General features: G+C 70.9%; 17 protein-coding genes and 1 tRNA gene. 9 read left to right on the plus strand and 9 right to left on the minus strand.

The features are described from left to right. The first annotated feature begins 19 nt into the window (after positions 1-19). Entirely contained in the window at positions 20-451 is a 432-nt protein-coding gene (locus tag FHX46_RS06675) for a TIGR03667 family PPOX class F420-dependent oxidoreductase (RefSeq protein ID WP_167111614.1), read from the plus strand. Here the strand turns inward: FHX46_RS06675 and FHX46_RS06680 are convergent. After that, complete coding sequence (locus tag FHX46_RS06680) at positions 448-723, minus strand: helix-turn-helix transcriptional regulator (protein ID WP_167121195.1); 276 nt, start codon at positions 721-723, stop codon at positions 448-450. The two genes, FHX46_RS06675 and FHX46_RS06680, sit on opposite strands and share 4 nt — an antisense overlap. Positions 724-795: 72 nt before the next feature. Here FHX46_RS06680 and FHX46_RS06685 point away from each other — a divergent pair, with 72 nt between their 5' ends. Further along, a complete protein-coding gene (locus FHX46_RS06685) occupies positions 796-1,083 on the plus strand; it encodes a GntR family transcriptional regulator (protein ID WP_167111616.1) in 288 nt (95 codons plus the stop codon). Here FHX46_RS06685 and FHX46_RS06690 read toward each other — a convergent pair whose 3' ends face one another. The 4 genes from FHX46_RS06690 to FHX46_RS06705 form a co-directional block, all read right to left on the minus strand. Next, on the minus strand, positions 1,084-2,139 hold the full coding sequence (locus FHX46_RS06690; RefSeq protein WP_167111619.1) for a J domain-containing protein: 1,056 nt from the start codon (positions 2,137-2,139) through the stop codon (positions 1,084-1,086). A gap of 163 nt (positions 2,140-2,302) precedes the next feature. Continuing rightward, entirely contained in the window at positions 2,303-2,695 is a 393-nt protein-coding gene (locus tag FHX46_RS06695) for a DUF2237 family protein (protein ID WP_167111621.1), read from the minus strand. 87 nt (positions 2,696-2,782) lie between these two features. After that, the gene (locus FHX46_RS06700; RefSeq protein WP_167111623.1) at positions 2,783-4,120 is read right to left on the minus strand and encodes an MFS transporter; all 1,338 of its coding nucleotides are present in this window, start codon (positions 4,118-4,120) and stop codon (positions 2,783-2,785) included. Between the two features lie 110 nt (positions 4,121-4,230). After that, on the minus strand, positions 4,231-4,869 hold the full coding sequence (locus tag FHX46_RS06705; protein ID WP_167111625.1) for a TetR/AcrR family transcriptional regulator: 639 nt from the start codon (positions 4,867-4,869) through the stop codon (positions 4,231-4,233). A gap of 65 nt (positions 4,870-4,934) precedes the next feature. Between FHX46_RS06705 and FHX46_RS06710 the strand changes: the two genes are divergently transcribed. The 3 genes from FHX46_RS06710 to FHX46_RS06720 all read left to right on the plus strand — a co-directional run bounded on the left by FHX46_RS06710 (position 4,935) and on the right by FHX46_RS06720 (position 8,111). Next, positions 4,935-6,731: a bifunctional sugar phosphate isomerase/epimerase/4-hydroxyphenylpyruvate dioxygenase family protein gene (locus tag FHX46_RS06710; RefSeq protein ID WP_167111627.1), complete on the plus strand. Its 1,797-nt coding sequence runs from the start codon at positions 4,935-4,937 to the stop codon at positions 6,729-6,731. Between the two features lie 92 nt (positions 6,732-6,823). Beyond that, complete coding sequence (locus FHX46_RS06715; RefSeq protein WP_313886047.1) at positions 6,824-7,267, plus strand: SRPBCC family protein; 444 nt, start codon at positions 6,824-6,826, stop codon at positions 7,265-7,267. A 46-nt stretch (positions 7,268-7,313) separates the two neighbouring features. After that, on the plus strand, positions 7,314-8,111 hold the full coding sequence (locus tag FHX46_RS06720) for an aminotransferase class IV family protein (protein WP_167111629.1): 798 nt from the start codon (positions 7,314-7,316) through the stop codon (positions 8,109-8,111). 50 nt (positions 8,112-8,161) lie between these two features. Here the strand turns inward: FHX46_RS06720 and FHX46_RS06725 are convergent, their stop codons facing one another. Then, positions 8,162-9,637 (minus strand): flavin-containing monooxygenase, encoded by a 1,476-nt coding sequence (locus FHX46_RS06725; RefSeq protein WP_167111631.1) that lies wholly within the window; start codon positions 9,635-9,637, stop codon positions 8,162-8,164. 136 nt (positions 9,638-9,773) lie between these two features. Here FHX46_RS06725 and FHX46_RS06730 point away from each other — a divergent pair, with 136 nt between their 5' ends. Together FHX46_RS06730 and FHX46_RS06735 are read left to right on the plus strand one after the other, a co-directional pair. Further along, positions 9,774-10,325: a TetR/AcrR family transcriptional regulator gene (locus FHX46_RS06730; RefSeq protein WP_167121197.1), complete on the plus strand. Its 552-nt coding sequence runs from the start codon at positions 9,774-9,776 to the stop codon at positions 10,323-10,325. Between the two features lie 230 nt (positions 10,326-10,555). Further along, a complete protein-coding gene (locus tag FHX46_RS06735) occupies positions 10,556-11,026 on the plus strand; it encodes a hypothetical protein (RefSeq protein WP_208400033.1) in 471 nt (156 codons plus the stop codon). A gap of 4 nt (positions 11,027-11,030) precedes the next feature. Here FHX46_RS06735 and FHX46_RS06740 read toward each other — a convergent pair whose 3' ends face one another. Next, complete coding sequence (locus FHX46_RS06740) at positions 11,031-11,252, minus strand: DUF3618 domain-containing protein (RefSeq protein ID WP_167105021.1); 222 nt, start codon at positions 11,250-11,252, stop codon at positions 11,031-11,033. Between the two features lie 101 nt (positions 11,253-11,353). Here FHX46_RS06740 and FHX46_RS06745 point away from each other — a divergent pair. Together FHX46_RS06745 and FHX46_RS28765 are read left to right on the plus strand one after the other, a co-directional pair. Then, positions 11,354-11,427, plus strand: a tRNA-Leu gene (locus FHX46_RS06745). Positions 11,428-11,524: 97 nt separating this feature from the next. Then, positions 11,525-11,647 carry a hypothetical protein gene (locus tag FHX46_RS28765; protein ID WP_279589422.1) on the plus strand — a complete coding sequence of 41 codons (123 nt, stop codon included), beginning with the start codon at positions 11,525-11,527 and terminating at the stop codon, positions 11,645-11,647. Between the two features lie 296 nt (positions 11,648-11,943). Here FHX46_RS28765 and FHX46_RS06750 read toward each other — a convergent pair whose 3' ends face one another. Further along, a complete protein-coding gene (locus FHX46_RS06750; protein ID WP_167111635.1) occupies positions 11,944-12,417 on the minus strand; it encodes a helix-turn-helix domain-containing protein in 474 nt (157 codons plus the stop codon). A gap of 192 nt (positions 12,418-12,609) precedes the next feature. Then, on the minus strand, positions 12,610-14,328 hold the full coding sequence (locus FHX46_RS06755) for an LCP family protein (protein ID WP_167111637.1): 1,719 nt from the start codon (positions 14,326-14,328) through the stop codon (positions 12,610-12,612). Positions 14,329-14,393 lie beyond the last annotated feature (65 nt).

A 14,393-nucleotide genomic window follows, 5' to 3' on the forward strand; every position in this document is an offset into this window, starting at 1 on the left:
CGGCCACTACGCTGGTGACATGGCAGGTGACGTGCTTCCCGACCCGTCCACTGCGTTCGGGCAGCGGGTGCGTGAGCGGCTCGAGCGCGAGCGGGTCGTGTGGCTGACCACGGCCGGCGCCGACGGCACCCCGCAACCGAACCCGGTGTGGTTCCTGTGGGCCGGCGACGGGTTCCTGGTGTACAACGCCGTGCACGCGAAGCGCTTGTCGCACATCCGGGACCGGCCGCAGGTGTCGCTCAACTTCGACAGCGACGGGCAAGGTGGCGACATCGTCGTGTTCCGCGGCCTCGCCCGGCCGGTCGACTCGCAACCGGGGCCGCACGAGAACCCGGCGTACGTGGCGAAGTACGGCGACGCGATGACCCAGATCAGCGGCAGCCTGGAGGCCTTCGGGGAGGCGTACCCGCAGGCCGTGCACATCACCGTCCGTGGAGTGCGCGGCTTCTAGCCCGCGGGGGTGCGCGGGCTCGGCCGGTCGTCCAGCAGGTCGGCGGGGTGCACGCCGAGCGCCTCGGCCATGCGGAACAGCGTGTCGAGCGTGATGTTGCGGGTGGGGCGCGGGCCGCCGGTCGCCAGTCGCGACCGTTCCAGCTCGGCGACGACCGAGCGGGACACCCCGGCCCGGTCGGCGAGGTCGGCCTGGCTCAGGTCGCGCTCCCGACGGAACCGCCGCACCCGTGTCGCCAGCGCGCGCAGCCGGGCGTCCAGGGCCTCCTCCATCGTCACAGCGGCACAGCCTACCAATGGTCGTGTTCTCCCTACTTTTTGTCCTTTACATGCTACCGTGCAGGGGTGAACAGAGAACTCGCCGCGCACGGTCCCGCCTACCTCTACGAACTCGTCGCCGACGACCTGGCCCGCCGCATCGAGAGCGGTGAACTCGCGGTCAACCAGCCGCTTCCGGCCGAACAGGTGCTCGCCCGGCAGTACGGCATCGCGCTCGGCACCTGCCGCCACGCCACGCGGATCCTCCGCGACCGCGGTCTCGTGCGCACGATCCCGTCGAAGGGCACGTTCGTCGTCGAGCGACCGCGGCGCACACCCGTCTACTGCTTCGACCAGCTGCTCGGCGTGGCGTGACTAGACGACCTGGTCGCGCACCTTGCGCAGCAGCCGCAGGTCCACGCGGGCCGGCTCGGCCGCCAGCCAGTCGCCGATCACCTGCACGAACTGGTCCGGCGTCATGGGCGGCGCGGGCACGTCGAAGTCCTCGTCGGTGGTGATCGCGCCGGTGCGGCTCGGGTAGACGATCAGCGCCCCGCGGATCTCCGCGCCGGGCAGCAGCGCCCGGAAGGCATCGAGCGCTTCCGGTAGCTGTGTCGCGCCGCCGCGGAACCGGCGGTTGTCCCGCCACAGCTCGCCGTACTCATCGGCCGCGTAGTGCCCGGGCAGCCACGTCTTCGACTCGATCAGCACCAGGCGCCGCCCAGCCAGCACCGCGTGGTCGATGTCGGCGAAGACCGAACCCGGCCAGGCGAGCCCATGGAAGATCCGCGCCCCCGGCAGCCGCGTCAGGTACCGCTCCAGCAGCTCCGCCGTGAGCCGCTCGCCCCACTGGTCCGGCTCACTGCCCGGGCTGCCGAAAACGACCTCACCGGCGAACTCCTCGTCCACCGCGCGCTCGGCCCGCACCATCTCCAGGTGCTGCCGCACCAGCCAGATCGCCACCGCCGACGCGAGCACCAGCCACACCGCGACCGCGAGTGCCCCCGCCATGATCGGCAGCACCACGAGCAGCAGCCACGCCAGCAGCAAGGCCGCCGGTGCGTGACCGGGTGCGGCGCGGTCTCCCGCCCGTGCCTTCTCGCGCGCCGCGTCCCACCACTCCAGCGCGTCCGGGTCGAGCACGGGCAGTTCGGCCGTGAAGCTCGGATCCTCGCCCAGCCGACGGCCCGGCCGGCGCGCCCGGACCGGGCTGGCGGTCGCGGCCGCGCGATCCAGTGCCCGGTCGTACGCGGCGCGCTGCAACGGGTCGACCAGCACCTCGTACGCCTGCCGCAGCGCCTGGAACTCGTCGGGTGAACCGCCGGCGTCCGGGTGCACGGTCCGCGCCTTCTGCCGGTAGGCGGACTTGATCTCCGCCGTGGAGGCATGCCGGTCCACCCCGAGCAGGTCGTAGTAGCCCTCGCCGCGCACGCGGTCACTTTATGTGGTCCCCGGTTCCCGCCCGCAGCTGGATGGAGTCGTGCGGTGACCGCTTCCCGGGCGCTCGACATCGTGGGCAGGCTCGGCTCTCGCACGAGCCGGATCGCCGCCACGCCGACCGGGCTGGTGGCCGCCGTGCCGGCCCGCCGGAGGCTCAGGTCAGCGAACCAGGATCCGCGGGCACATCCACCGCGTGCTGCCGCAGGGCTTCCAGCGGAACGATGTCCAGTGCGCGTTCGTGGGTCGACGCCAGCACCACCGGCGCCGCCACCCCGGCTTCGTACGCCTGCCGCCACCGCGCGGCGACGACGCACCAGCGGTCCCCGGGTTGCAGCCCCGGGAAGCCGTATTCCGGGCGCGGCGTGGACAGGTCGTTGCCGACGGTGCGCTGGTACTCCAGGAACTCCTTGGTCACCACGGCGCACACGGTGTGGCTGCCGAGGTCGTCGTCACCGGTGGTGCAGCAGCCGTCCCGGTAGTACCCGGTCATCGGATCGGTGCCGCAGGGCTCGAGTTCGCCGCCCAGAACATTGCGATCGGTCGTCATGGCAGTCCGTGCTGTCGTTTCCCATCGGCCTCGGCCAGAGCGTACTCGACCGGGCCGGGTTTCGGTGCCCGGAAAACCTGATGCGCGTCAGGCCGCCGCACCGCCTGGCGAGGTCATCGTCACCCGGTCCGCGTCCCGGCTCTTGCGGCCCAGGTCGGCGGTCGGCACCCGGTAGTTGTCCCGGCCGGTGAGCACCGCGAGCACGGTCAGCAGGCACAGACCCGCGGTGAAGGTCGCGACGCCGACCCAGTTGGCGCTCTTCGCCCCGGCGATGCCGGCGGCGATGGTCGGCGTGAACCCGGCGATCGCGAACCCGATCTGCGTGCCGATCGCCATGCCGGACAACCGCACGCGGGCCGGGAACATCTCGCCGTAGAAGGCCGGCCACACCGCGTTCGTCGCGCTGTAGACGACACCGAACATCAGGATCCCGGTCACGAACACCAGCACGTAGTTGCCCGCCGAGATCGCGCCGAGGTAGGCGAAGATCAGCACCGCGCAGCCGAGCGAGCCGCCGATGAACACCGGCTTGCGCCCGACCCGGTCCGCCAGCCGCGCCCACAGCGGGATCGCGGCCAGCGCGACGATGTTGGCGAGCACGCCGACCCAGAGCATCGGGGAGCGGGCCAGCCCGGCCGAGTTGACCGCGTAGGACAGCGCGTAGACGGTGAAGATCGTGCTCACCGCGGCGATCAGGGCTGCGACGACGACCCGCAGCACGTCGGCCCAGTGGTCCCGGAACAGCACCGCGACCGGCAGCTTCGCGCGTTCCTTGCCGGCGACCTCGCGCTCGAACACCGGGGTCTCCTCCAGCCTGCGCCGGATCACGAACGCGACGACGACGACCACCGCGCTGGCCCAGAACGGCACCCGCCAGCCCCAGCTCTGCAACGCGGCGGTGGGCATCGCGGCGACCGGCAGGAACACCGCGGTGGCCAGGATCTGCCCCGCCTGGGTGCCGGACAACGTGAAGCTCGTGTAGTACGCGCGCCGGTGTGCCGGGGCGTGTTCGAGCGACATCGAGTTGGCACCGGCCTGTTCACCGGCCGCGGACAGGCCCTGCAGCAGGCGCAGGATCACCAGCAGGACCGGCGCGAGCACGCCGACCTGCCGGTAGGTGGGCAGGCAGCCGACCAGGAAGGTTGCGGCGCCCATCAGCAGCACGGTGAGAACCAGGACCTTCTTGCGGCCGAACTTGTCACCGACGTGGCCGAGGATGAACGCGCCGACGGGCCGGGCCAGGTAGCCGACGCCGAACGTGGCCAGCGCGAGCAGTGTGCCCGCCGTGGGGTCCGAGCTGGGGAAGAAGATCTTGCCGAAGACCAGCGCAGCGGCGGTGCCGTAGATGAAGAAGTCGTAGTACTCCAGCGCGCTGCCTATCCAGGCCGCGACCGCGGCTTTCCGGGGCTTTCCGTGCTCGGCCACGTCACTGCTCCTGTCGCTCCGGTGCGGGAGTGTTAATGTACCGTTTGGTTACGTACCAAATGGTGAGTTAGCGGTCCGTGGCTTGTCAACCCGCGAAGGGAACGAAATCGTCAGTGCGCGGTCAGGTATTCGACCAGCAGGTCGCCGAGCATCTTCCGGTAGTGCTCGCGCCGGCCGGGGTCGAGCATGTCGCGTTTGAAGATCGCGTTGAACGTGTACCGGTTGGCCGTGCGGAACACGCAGAACGCGCTGATCATCATGTGCACGTCCAGGGCGTCCACGTCGTCCCGGAACGCCCCGGCGGCCCGGCCCCGGTGCAGGATGCGGGTCAGCACGTCCAGCGCGGGGTTGGCGAGCCGGGACAGCACCTCCGAGCGTCCGATGTGCTCGGCGTTGTGGATGTTCTCGATGCTGACCAGCCGGACGAAGTCCGGATGCGACTCGTGGTGGTCGAAGGTCAGCTCGGCGAGCTGCCGCAGGGCCTCGACCGGGTCGAGGTGGTCGACGTCGAGCTCCTGTTCGCGGGCGCGGATGCCGGCGTAGGCGCGTTCGAGCACCGCGATGTAGAGGCCTTCCTTGCTGCCGAAGTAGTAGTACAGCATCCGCTTCGTGGTGCGGGTCTTCGCCGCGATCTCGTTGACGCGCGCCCCGGCGTAGCCCTGGTCGGCGAACTCGCGGGTCGCCACGTCCAGGATCTCGGCGCGGGTGCGCTCGGCGTCGCGCAGGCGTTCGGCGCTTTCGGTCGGCATATCGGCACCGTAGGACTCACCGCCTGGTTCATCCAACACCGGCCCGTGCGAGAGGAGCCCCGGCCATGAGGCGAGGGATCGCGACCGTGTGCCTGTCCGGCACGCTCGAGGACAAGCTGGCTGCGGCGGCGGCCGCCGGTTTCGACGGCGTCGAGATCTTCGAAAACGACCTCGTCGTCTCCCCGGCCTCGCCGGCCGAGGTCCGGCGCCGCTGCGCGGACCTCGGCCTGTCGATCGACCTGTACCAACCGTTCCGGGACTTCGAGGCGGTGCCGCCGCCGGTGTTCGAGGCGAACCTGCGCCGCGCCGAGCGCAAGTTCGACGTGATGGAACAGCTCGGCACCGACACCATGCTGGTCTGCTCCTCGGTGTCCCCGGACGCCGTGGACGACGACGATCTGGCGGCCGCGCAGCTGCACGAACTGGGTGAGCGGGCGGCCCGGCGCGGGATGCGGATCGCCTACGAGGCGCTGGCGTGGGGCCGGTTCGTCGACACCTACGACCATTCGTGGCGCATCGTCCGGCGGGCGGACCACCCGGCCGTCGGCCTGTGCCTGGACAGCTTCCACGTGCTCTCGCGCGGCAGCGACCTGTCCCTGATCCGCACCATCCCCGGCGCGAAGATCTTCTTCCTGCAGCTGGCCGACGCGCCGCGGCTGCACATGGACGTGCTCCAGTGGAGCCGGCACCACCGGCTGTTCCCCGGGCAGGGCGCCTTCGACCTCACCGCGTTCGTCGGGCACGTCCTGGCCACCGGGTACGCGGGTCCGCTGTCGCTGGAGGTCTTCAACGACGTGTTCCGCCAGGCCGATCCGCACCGCGCGGCGGTCGACGCGATGCGGTCGCTGCTCGGGCTCGCGGAATCGCTGGGGGAGCCGGCGATCGCGGCGCCGGAGCTGACCGGGCACGCGTTCACCGAGCTGTCCGTGGACGAGACCACCGGGCCGCAACTGGCCGCGGCGTTGTCCGCCATGGGGTTTGCGTGCACCGGGGAGCACCGGTCCAAGCCCGTGCAGCTGTGGACGCAGGGCGACGCGCGGGTCCTGCTGAACGCGACGGGCGGACCCGCCGAAATCAGCGCACTGGCCGTGGCGAGCGCGGACCCGGTCCGCTCCGCGCGGCGGGCGGAGTCCTTCCACGCCCCGGTGCTGCCGCGCGAGCACCGGGCGGACGAGGCCGACCTGTCCGCGGTGGCCGCCCCGGACGGGACGGCGGTGTTCTTCTGCCGGGACGGGTGGCTGTCGGACTTCACCCCGACCGGGGCGGTCGGCGTGACGTCCGCGGGTGCCGGGCTGCGCGGAACGGACCACGTGTCGCTGACCCAGCCGTTCGACAACTTCGACGAGGCCGCGTTGTTCTACCGCACGGTGCTCGGGCTGCAGCCGGACCTGCCGACCGAGTTCGCCGCGCCGTTCGGCCTGATCCGCAGCCGCGCGGTGACCAACCCCGCGAACACCGTCCGGATCGCGCTCAACGTGGCCCTGCTGCGCCGCGGCGAGTGGGCGCCCGGGGTGCCGGACCCGCAGCACATCGCGTTCACCAGCGACGACGTCCTGGCGAGCGCGAAGGCGATGCGGGCGGCCGGTGCGCCGCTGCTGGAGATCCCGGCGAACTACTACGACGACCTGGACGCCCGGCTGGCCCCGCCGCCGGACCTGCTCGCGGCGCTGCGCGAGTACTCGGTGCTCTACGACCGCGACGAGCACGGCGAGTTCCTGCACTTCTACACCGAGGTGCTGGGGTCGCGGGTGTTCCTCGAGGTCGTTCAGCGGATCGGCGGCTACCGCGGGTACGGCGCCGCGAACGCCCCGGTGCGGATGGCCGCGCACCGGCGGTTGCGGCTGGCGCGCCGTTCCGGCTGACGCCGGGATCCGGCCGGTCGGCTGGGGAGTCCATTGAGGACGACCGACGCCGTGGGTGCGGCTGGTCGTGGTGTTCGCGACGCCGGTGGACGGTGCGAGTCGACGTGCGCGCCGAGGTCGTGATCGCTCGGGCGCGGGAGGCGGTGGCGGCCTACGTCGCCGATCCCGCGAACGCGGCGGAGTGGTGCGCGAACGTCGTCGACGTGGAATGGCGAACGCGGCCGCCGCTGCGGGAGGGTTCCCGGCTCGGCTTCCTCACGCGATTTCTGGGCCGCACGGCGCGCTACACCTACCAAGTGGCCGAACTCGTGCCCGGGGAACGGCTCGTCCTGCGCGCCGCCCGGCCGTTCCGCCAGGAAATCGCTTGTACCTGCGCATCGGTGTCCCCCTGCCGCACCGGCCGGACGCTGCACCACCGCGCCGATCCGAAGTTCGGCGGCCGGGTTCCTCGCCGGCAGCATCCGGCACGGGAACCGGCGGGACCTGCGGCGGCTGCAGAACGTCCGGGAAACCAGGCGCCGCTGATGCGCCCCTAGTGGCCGGTTGACCTTCACAGCGGTATGAAGCCCTAGCGTCGCATCCATGAACGTTTTCGTGGCCCAGCGGAACGGACGGGCGGCGACGGCCGAGGACCTGGCACCGCTCGCCTTCGCCGGTTACGCGCACTTCACCGCCATGCAGGTCCGGGACGGCCGGGTGCGCGGCCTGGACCTGCACCTGGCCCGCCTCCGCACGGCGTCGGCGGAGTTGTTCGACCGCACGCCCTCCGACGAACTGGTGCGGACGGCGCTGCGGTCCGCGATCGCGGCGGGACCGCGCGACCTGTCCCTCACCGCGACGGTGTTCGAGCCGTCGGGGGAGTTCACCGGCTCCGGCCGCGAACCCGAGGTGCTGGTGCGCACCGGACCGGCGGCGGTGCCTCCGGCCGGCCCGCTGTCGCTGGCGGCGGTCGAGCACGAGCGCGCTCTGCCGGCGGTCAAACACGTCGGCGAGGTGGCGAAGACCTACCACCTCCGCCAGGCACGCAAGCGCGGATTCGACGACGCCGCCTTCGTGGACCGCCGCGGCAGGCTGAGCGAGGCGACGATCTGGAACCTGGCCTTCTGGGACGGCAGCACCGTCGTCTGGCCGGTGGCGGACATGCTCGGCGGGGTCACGATGGGCATCGTCCGCCGGCAACTGGACCGGCTCGGCGTGCCGCAACGCGCGCAGGAGATCACGACGGCCGACCTGCCCGCGCTGCGCGGCGCGGTGGTGATGAACTCGTGGACGCCCGGCGTGCCGGTGCACCGGATCGGCGGTGTCGAGCTGCCGACGCCGCCGTCCTTCGTCGAGACGCTGCACCGCGCCTACGAGGCGGAGCCGCTCGTCGCGCCCTGACCCACCCGGCCGGCGTGCGACGTCGTCGCCGCACGCCGGCCGGGCAACCGTCAGTGCGTGCCGACGAGCTCGAAGTCCGACGGCCGCAGCTTGCGCGTCGCCAGCCAGTACCGCCAGGTGAACCCCGGCCAGATCGTCCGGTTCACGCCCTTCGCGTCGAGGTACCAGCTCTTGCAGCCGCCCTGGGTCCACACACCCTTCGCCAGCTTGTGCTGGATCTCGGCGTTGAACCGCTCCTGCACCTCCGCCCGCGGCTCCAGCGCCGCCGCTCCACTGGCCTCGACCAGCCGGATCGCCTCGGCGACGTACCGGATCTGGGACTCGATCATGAACACGACCGAGTTGTGCCCCAGGCCGGTGTTCGGCCCGAGGAGGAAGAACATGTTCGGGAACCCGTTGACCGTGATCCCCAGGTGGGTACGCATGCCCTCGGTCGCCCACTCCTTGTTGAGCTTGCGTCCCTCCAGCCCGATGATGTCGAGGTGGTCGAAGGCGTCGGTGACGTGGAAGCCGGTGCCGAAGATGATCGCGTCCACTTCGCGCTCCACCCCGTCGGTGCCGACCACGCCGGTCTCGGTGACCTCCGCGACGCCGTGCGTGATCACGTCGACGTTGTCCCGGTTCAGCGCCGGGTAGTAGTCGTTGGAGATCAGCACCCGCTTGCAGCCCATCACGTAGTCCGGCGTCAGCTTCGCGCGCAGCGCCGGATCGTCGATGTGCTTGTCGATGTTGGCCTTGGCGAGCTTCTGCGCGAGCTTCATCAGGCCCTGGTGGCCGTTGAACCCGATCGCGCGTGCCTCGAGCAGCCAGTACAGCAGGTTGCGGTAGGCGCGCTGCGTGCCGGGGATCTTCGCGAACGCGGCCTTGGCCCAGTCCGGCATCGCGTGGTCGGGCTTGGGCATCACCCAGGCCGGGGTGCGCTGGAAGACGTGCAACTGCTCGACCTCGGGCGCGATGGCCGGGATGAACTGGATCGCGCTGGCACCGGTGCCGACCACGGCGACGCGCTTGCCGCGCAGGTCGTAGTCGTGGTCCCACTGGGCGGAGTGGAAGGTCCGGCCGCGGAACCGCTCGATGCCCTTGAGGTCGGGGATCTGCGGCAGGTGCAGCGCGCCGACGCCGTTGACCAGGAACTGGGCGCTGAACGTGTCCCCGCTGCGCGTGGTGACGTGCCAGCAGTGCTCGTCGGGGTCCCAGCGCGCGCCGGTCATCTCCTGGCCGAACCGCGTCCGCGCGTACAGGTCGTACTTGCGGGCGACGCCGCGCAGGTAGTCCCAGATCTCCGGCTGCGGCGAGAAGGAGCGGCTCCAGTTGGGGTTCTGCTCGAAGGAGAACGAGTACATGTGCGACTGGACGTCGCAGGCGCAGCCCGGGTAGGTGTTGTCGCGCCAGGTGCCGCCGACGTCGTCGGCCTTCTCCAGGATCACGAAGTCCTCGCGGCCCTCCTTGCGCAGCTGGATCGCCATGCCCAGGCCGGAGAACCCGGTGCCGACGATGATCACGCCCGTGCGCGTGTGCTCTGCCATGTACCTTCCTCCACACTGAGCATTAGGTGTTACCGCGAGTCCATCTTACTTGGAGTAGGTTACTTCCGGTAGAGTCAGTTTCATGACCGGGCCGACGCGCCGCCGACGCATGCCGCGAGCTCAGCGCGAACAGCAGATGCTCGAGGTCGCCGAGGTCGTGTTCGCGGAGCGTGGGTTCGCCGCGGCGTCGATGGACGAGATCGCCGAGCGGGTGGGCGTGTCCAAGCCGATGCTCTACGAATACTTCCACTCCAAGGAGGGGTTGCTGCTCGCGTGCGTCGCGCAGGCCAGGGCGGAGCTCCGCGAGGTGACCGAGCGCGCGGTCGAGGGCTGCACCGATGCCCGTACGGCCCTGCGCAGCGGACTACGGGCGTTCTTCGTGTTCGCACGCGAGCGGCGGCAGGGCTGGTCGTTGCTGCGGCACGAGCTGGCGCTGATCGGCACCTCGGCCTCGGAGGCGCTGGAGGCGACCCGGCGGCAGCAGACGGACCTCATCGCGAGGCTCATGGCGCAGTACTTCGACGCCGGGGCGGGAGCGCTGCTGCTCGACGCCGCGGCCGAACTCGTGGTGGGCGCGAGCGAACGACTGGCGATCTGGTGTGAACAACACGATGAGGTGACACCCGATCTAGCGACAGATCTCGCCATGGAAATTCTGTGGCCCGGGCTGGCCCTTCGCGCTCAGTGATCAGACGTTCGCGCAGCTCGTTGCTCCATCTGGTCGTCACGCATCGCACATTTCCGCCCAAAACTTGTCACGCAGAGTTCTGTTGATGTATCGATAGAAGCTGACAGAGCGTTAAGCGAATGGCGGCAGAAGCACGCCCGATCGGATGAACACGATCGGCGTCATGACGGGGCTTCGGAGTGCTCCCTCAAAGTGGAGTTGCAGCCGAGAGCGGCAGGGGTGTGAGACTCATGGCGGTACCGATCACGGCGATCTACGTGCAGGAGGACGACGACTGGGCGGTCACCGTGACCGGTCAGGGCAGGAGTCTGACCGCGCGGGCGCCCGGCATCATCGCGGCGCGGGACCGCGTCGACCAGTTCGTCGAGGAGCTGGGCGAGGTGGCGAAGGGGGCCACCGTCGTCCACCTGCTCAACGGGAGTGCGCTGGAGTTCACCGCGGCGTACATGACGGCGCGGCTGACCCGGCCGGAAGCGGCACCCGTCGACGTTCCGAAACCGGCCGCGGCGGCGACCGCGGAGGAGGCACCGGCTGACGTACCAGAGCAGCCGGCGCCCAAGCCGGACAAGAAGCCCAAGGCGAAGCTCACCGCGGACATCGGGGACGCCCTGACGGCCGCGCGGCCGGCATCGCCGGTGCCGGCGGCCACCTCGTCGGTCAAGGTGACCGCGGCGGCGACGACGCCGGCCGCGCGGGCCTGAGACCTCAGCGGAAGAGCTTGCGCAGCAACAGCGTCGCCACGAGCGCGCCCACCCCGATCAACGGGAACTTGACCCTGGGGTCGTCGAGCTTGGCGCGCACGGTCGTCTTGGCGTTGTCGGCCAGCCGCTTGGGGCTGGCTTTCTCGCCCAGCTGATCCAGTGTCGACGCGAGCGCTTCGCGGGCCTTCACGATCTCCCGCTCGATGGTGTCCGGGTCGCGAGCCACAGGTCCTCCTCACCTTCGCAGGGCACAACCGTAGATCACCGCCTCGGACGGGCGGCACCGGCCACGCCGTACCGCGCCCGGACGATAGGCTGGGGCGGTCGGGGCCCGTAGCCCAATTGGCAGAGGCACATGGTTTAGGTCCATGCCAGTGAGAGTTCGAGTCTCTCCGGGCCCACAGTTAAGCTCTGACCACCGGCAACAGCATAGAGCTGACCGGCCGCCGCCGCGCGGGCGCGGGGAACGCCGGTCCCGCTGCCGCCGGATGTCCTCTGGTGCTCGTCATCACCCAGGACCTGTCTCCGGTCGAAGCCCTCCTGACCGGGCGCGGCGCGGCGGATGATGCGGGCCTCGCCGCCGGCACCGTGTCGTTCGTCGTGTCGCCGCGCCTCGCCTGATCGTGCTCAGCCGGACCGGCACGACCTTCGGGTCCGGTAGCCCTGGCGGCCGGTGCGCGTCGATCTTCCTCGGCTCCGGGTTCCCGCGCGGAAGCAGAACAATGTGGACAGTCAGGGCGGATTTCGTGCTCGTCGCGGGTGACCGCGCTCGCCGACCGACGCGTGCCGTCCTCGGTGGACGTGCGCCAGGAGATGCGCGGGCGGGTTCGGGTCCACGGCCGTCGTGTTCTCCTGGCGCCGGCACCGTTCCCCGCCGCCGCGGTGTTCTCAGCTGAACGCCCGGCGGGGAGGGTGTCCTAGTCGTCTTCGACGCCGGCGATGGCGTGCAGGCGCTCCAGCAGTTCGGGAACCGTGAGACCGCACAGCTGCGCCATCCACGTCATCGCGGAGCGGTCCAGCCGCACCTCGCGCGGGGCACTGGGCTGGCGCAGCCGGTCCTCCGCCCAGCGGCGCAGGGGCAGCAGCTCGGCCCGGTCGTCGGCGACGATGTGGGTCAGGTCCAGCCGCACCTTGCCCGGCTCGTCGGCGAACACCCGCCGGTGCACGCGGGCGAGCAGATCCTGTGGCAGCTCGTCCATCGCCAGGCACAGCTCCACCAGCCGCACCACTGAGCACTGCCGTGTGCCCAGCTCGTAGGTCGCGAGCGTCTGCAGCGAGATGTCGCTCTGCAGGTGCTGGTTCAGCTCCTTGCGCGTCCAGCCCCGGCGCCGGCGCAGCTTGCGAAGTTCCTCCCCCAGGATTCGCTGGTAGAGGTCATTGTCGATGTGCACTCCCCGTCCCCTGCTCTGACCTTGCGGCGCGCCGCACCCCTGCCCTGGTACGCCCGGTCGGACTTCAGTGGTGTTCACGGGTATGAAAGTCGCTGAACGCGGATTCCTTACGCGACTTTGCCAACTCGGTGTCGTTGACAGCGGTTATTAGGCCGAACGGGCTAACCCGGAAGTGGGTGCCCCGGCCGGGGGTCAGTTGACGCAGGTGATGCCGTTGGCGGTGATCGGCTGGTCGTCGCCCGGGGCCGGCGCCGGGTTCTCCGTGGGCTCGGCCGCCGCCTGCTGCGCCACCCGGTCCGACGAGGCCGAATAGTCGTTCCCGATCAGCACCACGAGATGGCCCGCGGTGACCGTCGGGTCCTGTTCGATGGTCGCCCCCGACCCCAGCGCGTCGGCGACCTGCTGGGCTGCCGCCTGGCCACCCGCGGGGTAGCGGACCACGGTGGACTTGCGTGCGGTGGTGTTCGAGGTCTGGCCGCCGGTGTAGCCCTTGCTGGTGAGGGTCTGCAGGACCGTCGACGCCAGACCCGCGCGGCTGGTGCCGTTCCGGACGTCCACGGTGGTCGCCGGTTTCGCCGGTCCGGCCCCGGTGGGCTGGGCGGGCTGGGACTCCCCGGTCGTGCCGCTCACGAACTTGCGGATCTGGGCCGGGTCGACCTGGATCGCCTGGCCGTCCTCGGGGGTGTTGTAGTCCATGTTGAGGACCGGGATGGTGCGGAACTCCAGCTGGCCGCCGGTGAGGCCCTTCATCTGCTGGGCGAACCCGATGATGTCCCAGCCCTGGTTGAGCACGACCGATTTCTTGACCGCGTCCGCGAGGCTGCTCAGCTTGCCCGGGTCGGCGAGGGTGCCCGCGGAGAGCACCTTGCGCGCCATCCCGGCCATGAACACCTGCTGGCGCACGACCCGGTCCAGGTCGCCGCGCGGCAGCCCGTGCCGCTGGCGGACGAACTCCAGTGCCTCCACGCCGGAGATCGTGTGCTGCCCCTTGGTGAACTTCGCGCCCGAGTACGGGTCGTCGACGTTGTCCTTGAGGCACACGTCCACGCCGCCGATGGCCTTGGTGATCTCGGAGAAGCCGAGCAGGTTGACCGAGGCGTAGTTGTCGATCGTCGAGCCGGTGAGCTGCTCGACGGTCTGGATGAGCGTCCTCGCCCCGGCCTGGTTGCTCTGCACCTCGATGGACTTGCTGTCCGTCTGGCCCGCGTCCTGCAGCTTCTTGCGTTCGGCCGCCTTCGCGCGCGCGTACGCGGAGTTGATCTTGTGCTTGCCGAAGCCCGGGATGGCGACGTAGGAGTCGCGGGGCAGGGAGATCGCGACGGCTTTGCTGCCGTCGTTGGGGATGTGGACGAGGATCAGGGTGTCGGTGTTCGCCTCGCCGTCGGAGACTCCGGCGCGGAGCTGGTCGAGGAGGCCCTCGGGCAGCGGGTTGCCCTGGGCGTCCGTGCGGCTGTCCATGCCGACCAGGAGGATGTCGCGGGCCCCGTCGGCGGGCTTGTTGCCGTCGATGACGTCGGTGGTGGTCAGTGCGCTCACCAGGCCTTGCATCGCGGCCCACGCGTACCCGGTCAGGCTCATGACCAGCAGGGACACCAGTCCGACGGCGATCTTCGCGCCGCGGTGCGACTGGTCCTGCTTCCGTGGCGGCGGGGGCGGTGGGCGGCGGCGGACCGGGGCGGGCGCCGCCCGGCCCCGGGAGGCCGGTGGCCGCCCCGCGCGGCTCGCCGGTGGGCGGCCCGCGGAGGTCCGGTTGCCTGCCGGCCGGCCGGCACGATCGGTGGGAAGGCGCCCGGCCGAGGTCCGTTCACCCGGGGTGCGCCGGACGGGGCCTTCATGGCGGGCGTCGATCTGGCGCGGCTGACGCGGCCGAGCGGGCCGGCCGGTCCCACGTTCGTTCCGCGGGTCGTCCACGCCAGGTACTCCTCTCGCGACCGTCGTCCACCTACTTGGCCGTAGCGTCGCACACGGCCCTCCCG

The organism is Amycolatopsis viridis (assembly GCF_011758765.1).
Lineage (GTDB): Bacteria > Actinomycetota > Actinomycetes > Mycobacteriales > Pseudonocardiaceae > Amycolatopsis_E > Amycolatopsis_E viridis.

Excerpts from the sequence above, each read along its gene's own strand:
- FHX46_RS06675 (WP_167111614.1), top strand. The coding sequence starts at position 20 with ATGGCAGGTGACGTGCTTCCCGACCCGTCCACTGCGTTCGGGCAGCGG.
- FHX46_RS06680 (WP_167121195.1), bottom strand. The coding sequence starts at position 723 with ATGGAGGAGGCCCTGGACGCCCGGCTGCGCGCGCTGGCGACACGGGTG.
- FHX46_RS06695 (WP_167111621.1), bottom strand. The coding sequence starts at position 2,695 with ATGACGACCGATCGCAATGTTCTGGGCGGCGAACTCGAGCCCTGCGGC.
- FHX46_RS06705 (WP_167111625.1), bottom strand. The coding sequence starts at position 4,869 with ATGCCGACCGAAAGCGCCGAACGCCTGCGCGACGCCGAGCGCACCCGC.
- FHX46_RS06710 (WP_167111627.1), top strand. The coding sequence starts at position 4,935 with ATGAGGCGAGGGATCGCGACCGTGTGCCTGTCCGGCACGCTCGAGGAC.
- FHX46_RS06720 (WP_167111629.1), top strand. The coding sequence starts at position 7,314 with ATGAACGTTTTCGTGGCCCAGCGGAACGGACGGGCGGCGACGGCCGAG.
- FHX46_RS06725 (WP_167111631.1), bottom strand. The coding sequence starts at position 9,637 with ATGGCAGAGCACACGCGCACGGGCGTGATCATCGTCGGCACCGGGTTC.
- FHX46_RS06730 (WP_167121197.1), top strand. The coding sequence starts at position 9,774 with ATGCTCGAGGTCGCCGAGGTCGTGTTCGCGGAGCGTGGGTTCGCCGCG.
- FHX46_RS06735 (WP_208400033.1), top strand. The coding sequence starts at position 10,556 with ATGGCGGTACCGATCACGGCGATCTACGTGCAGGAGGACGACGACTGG.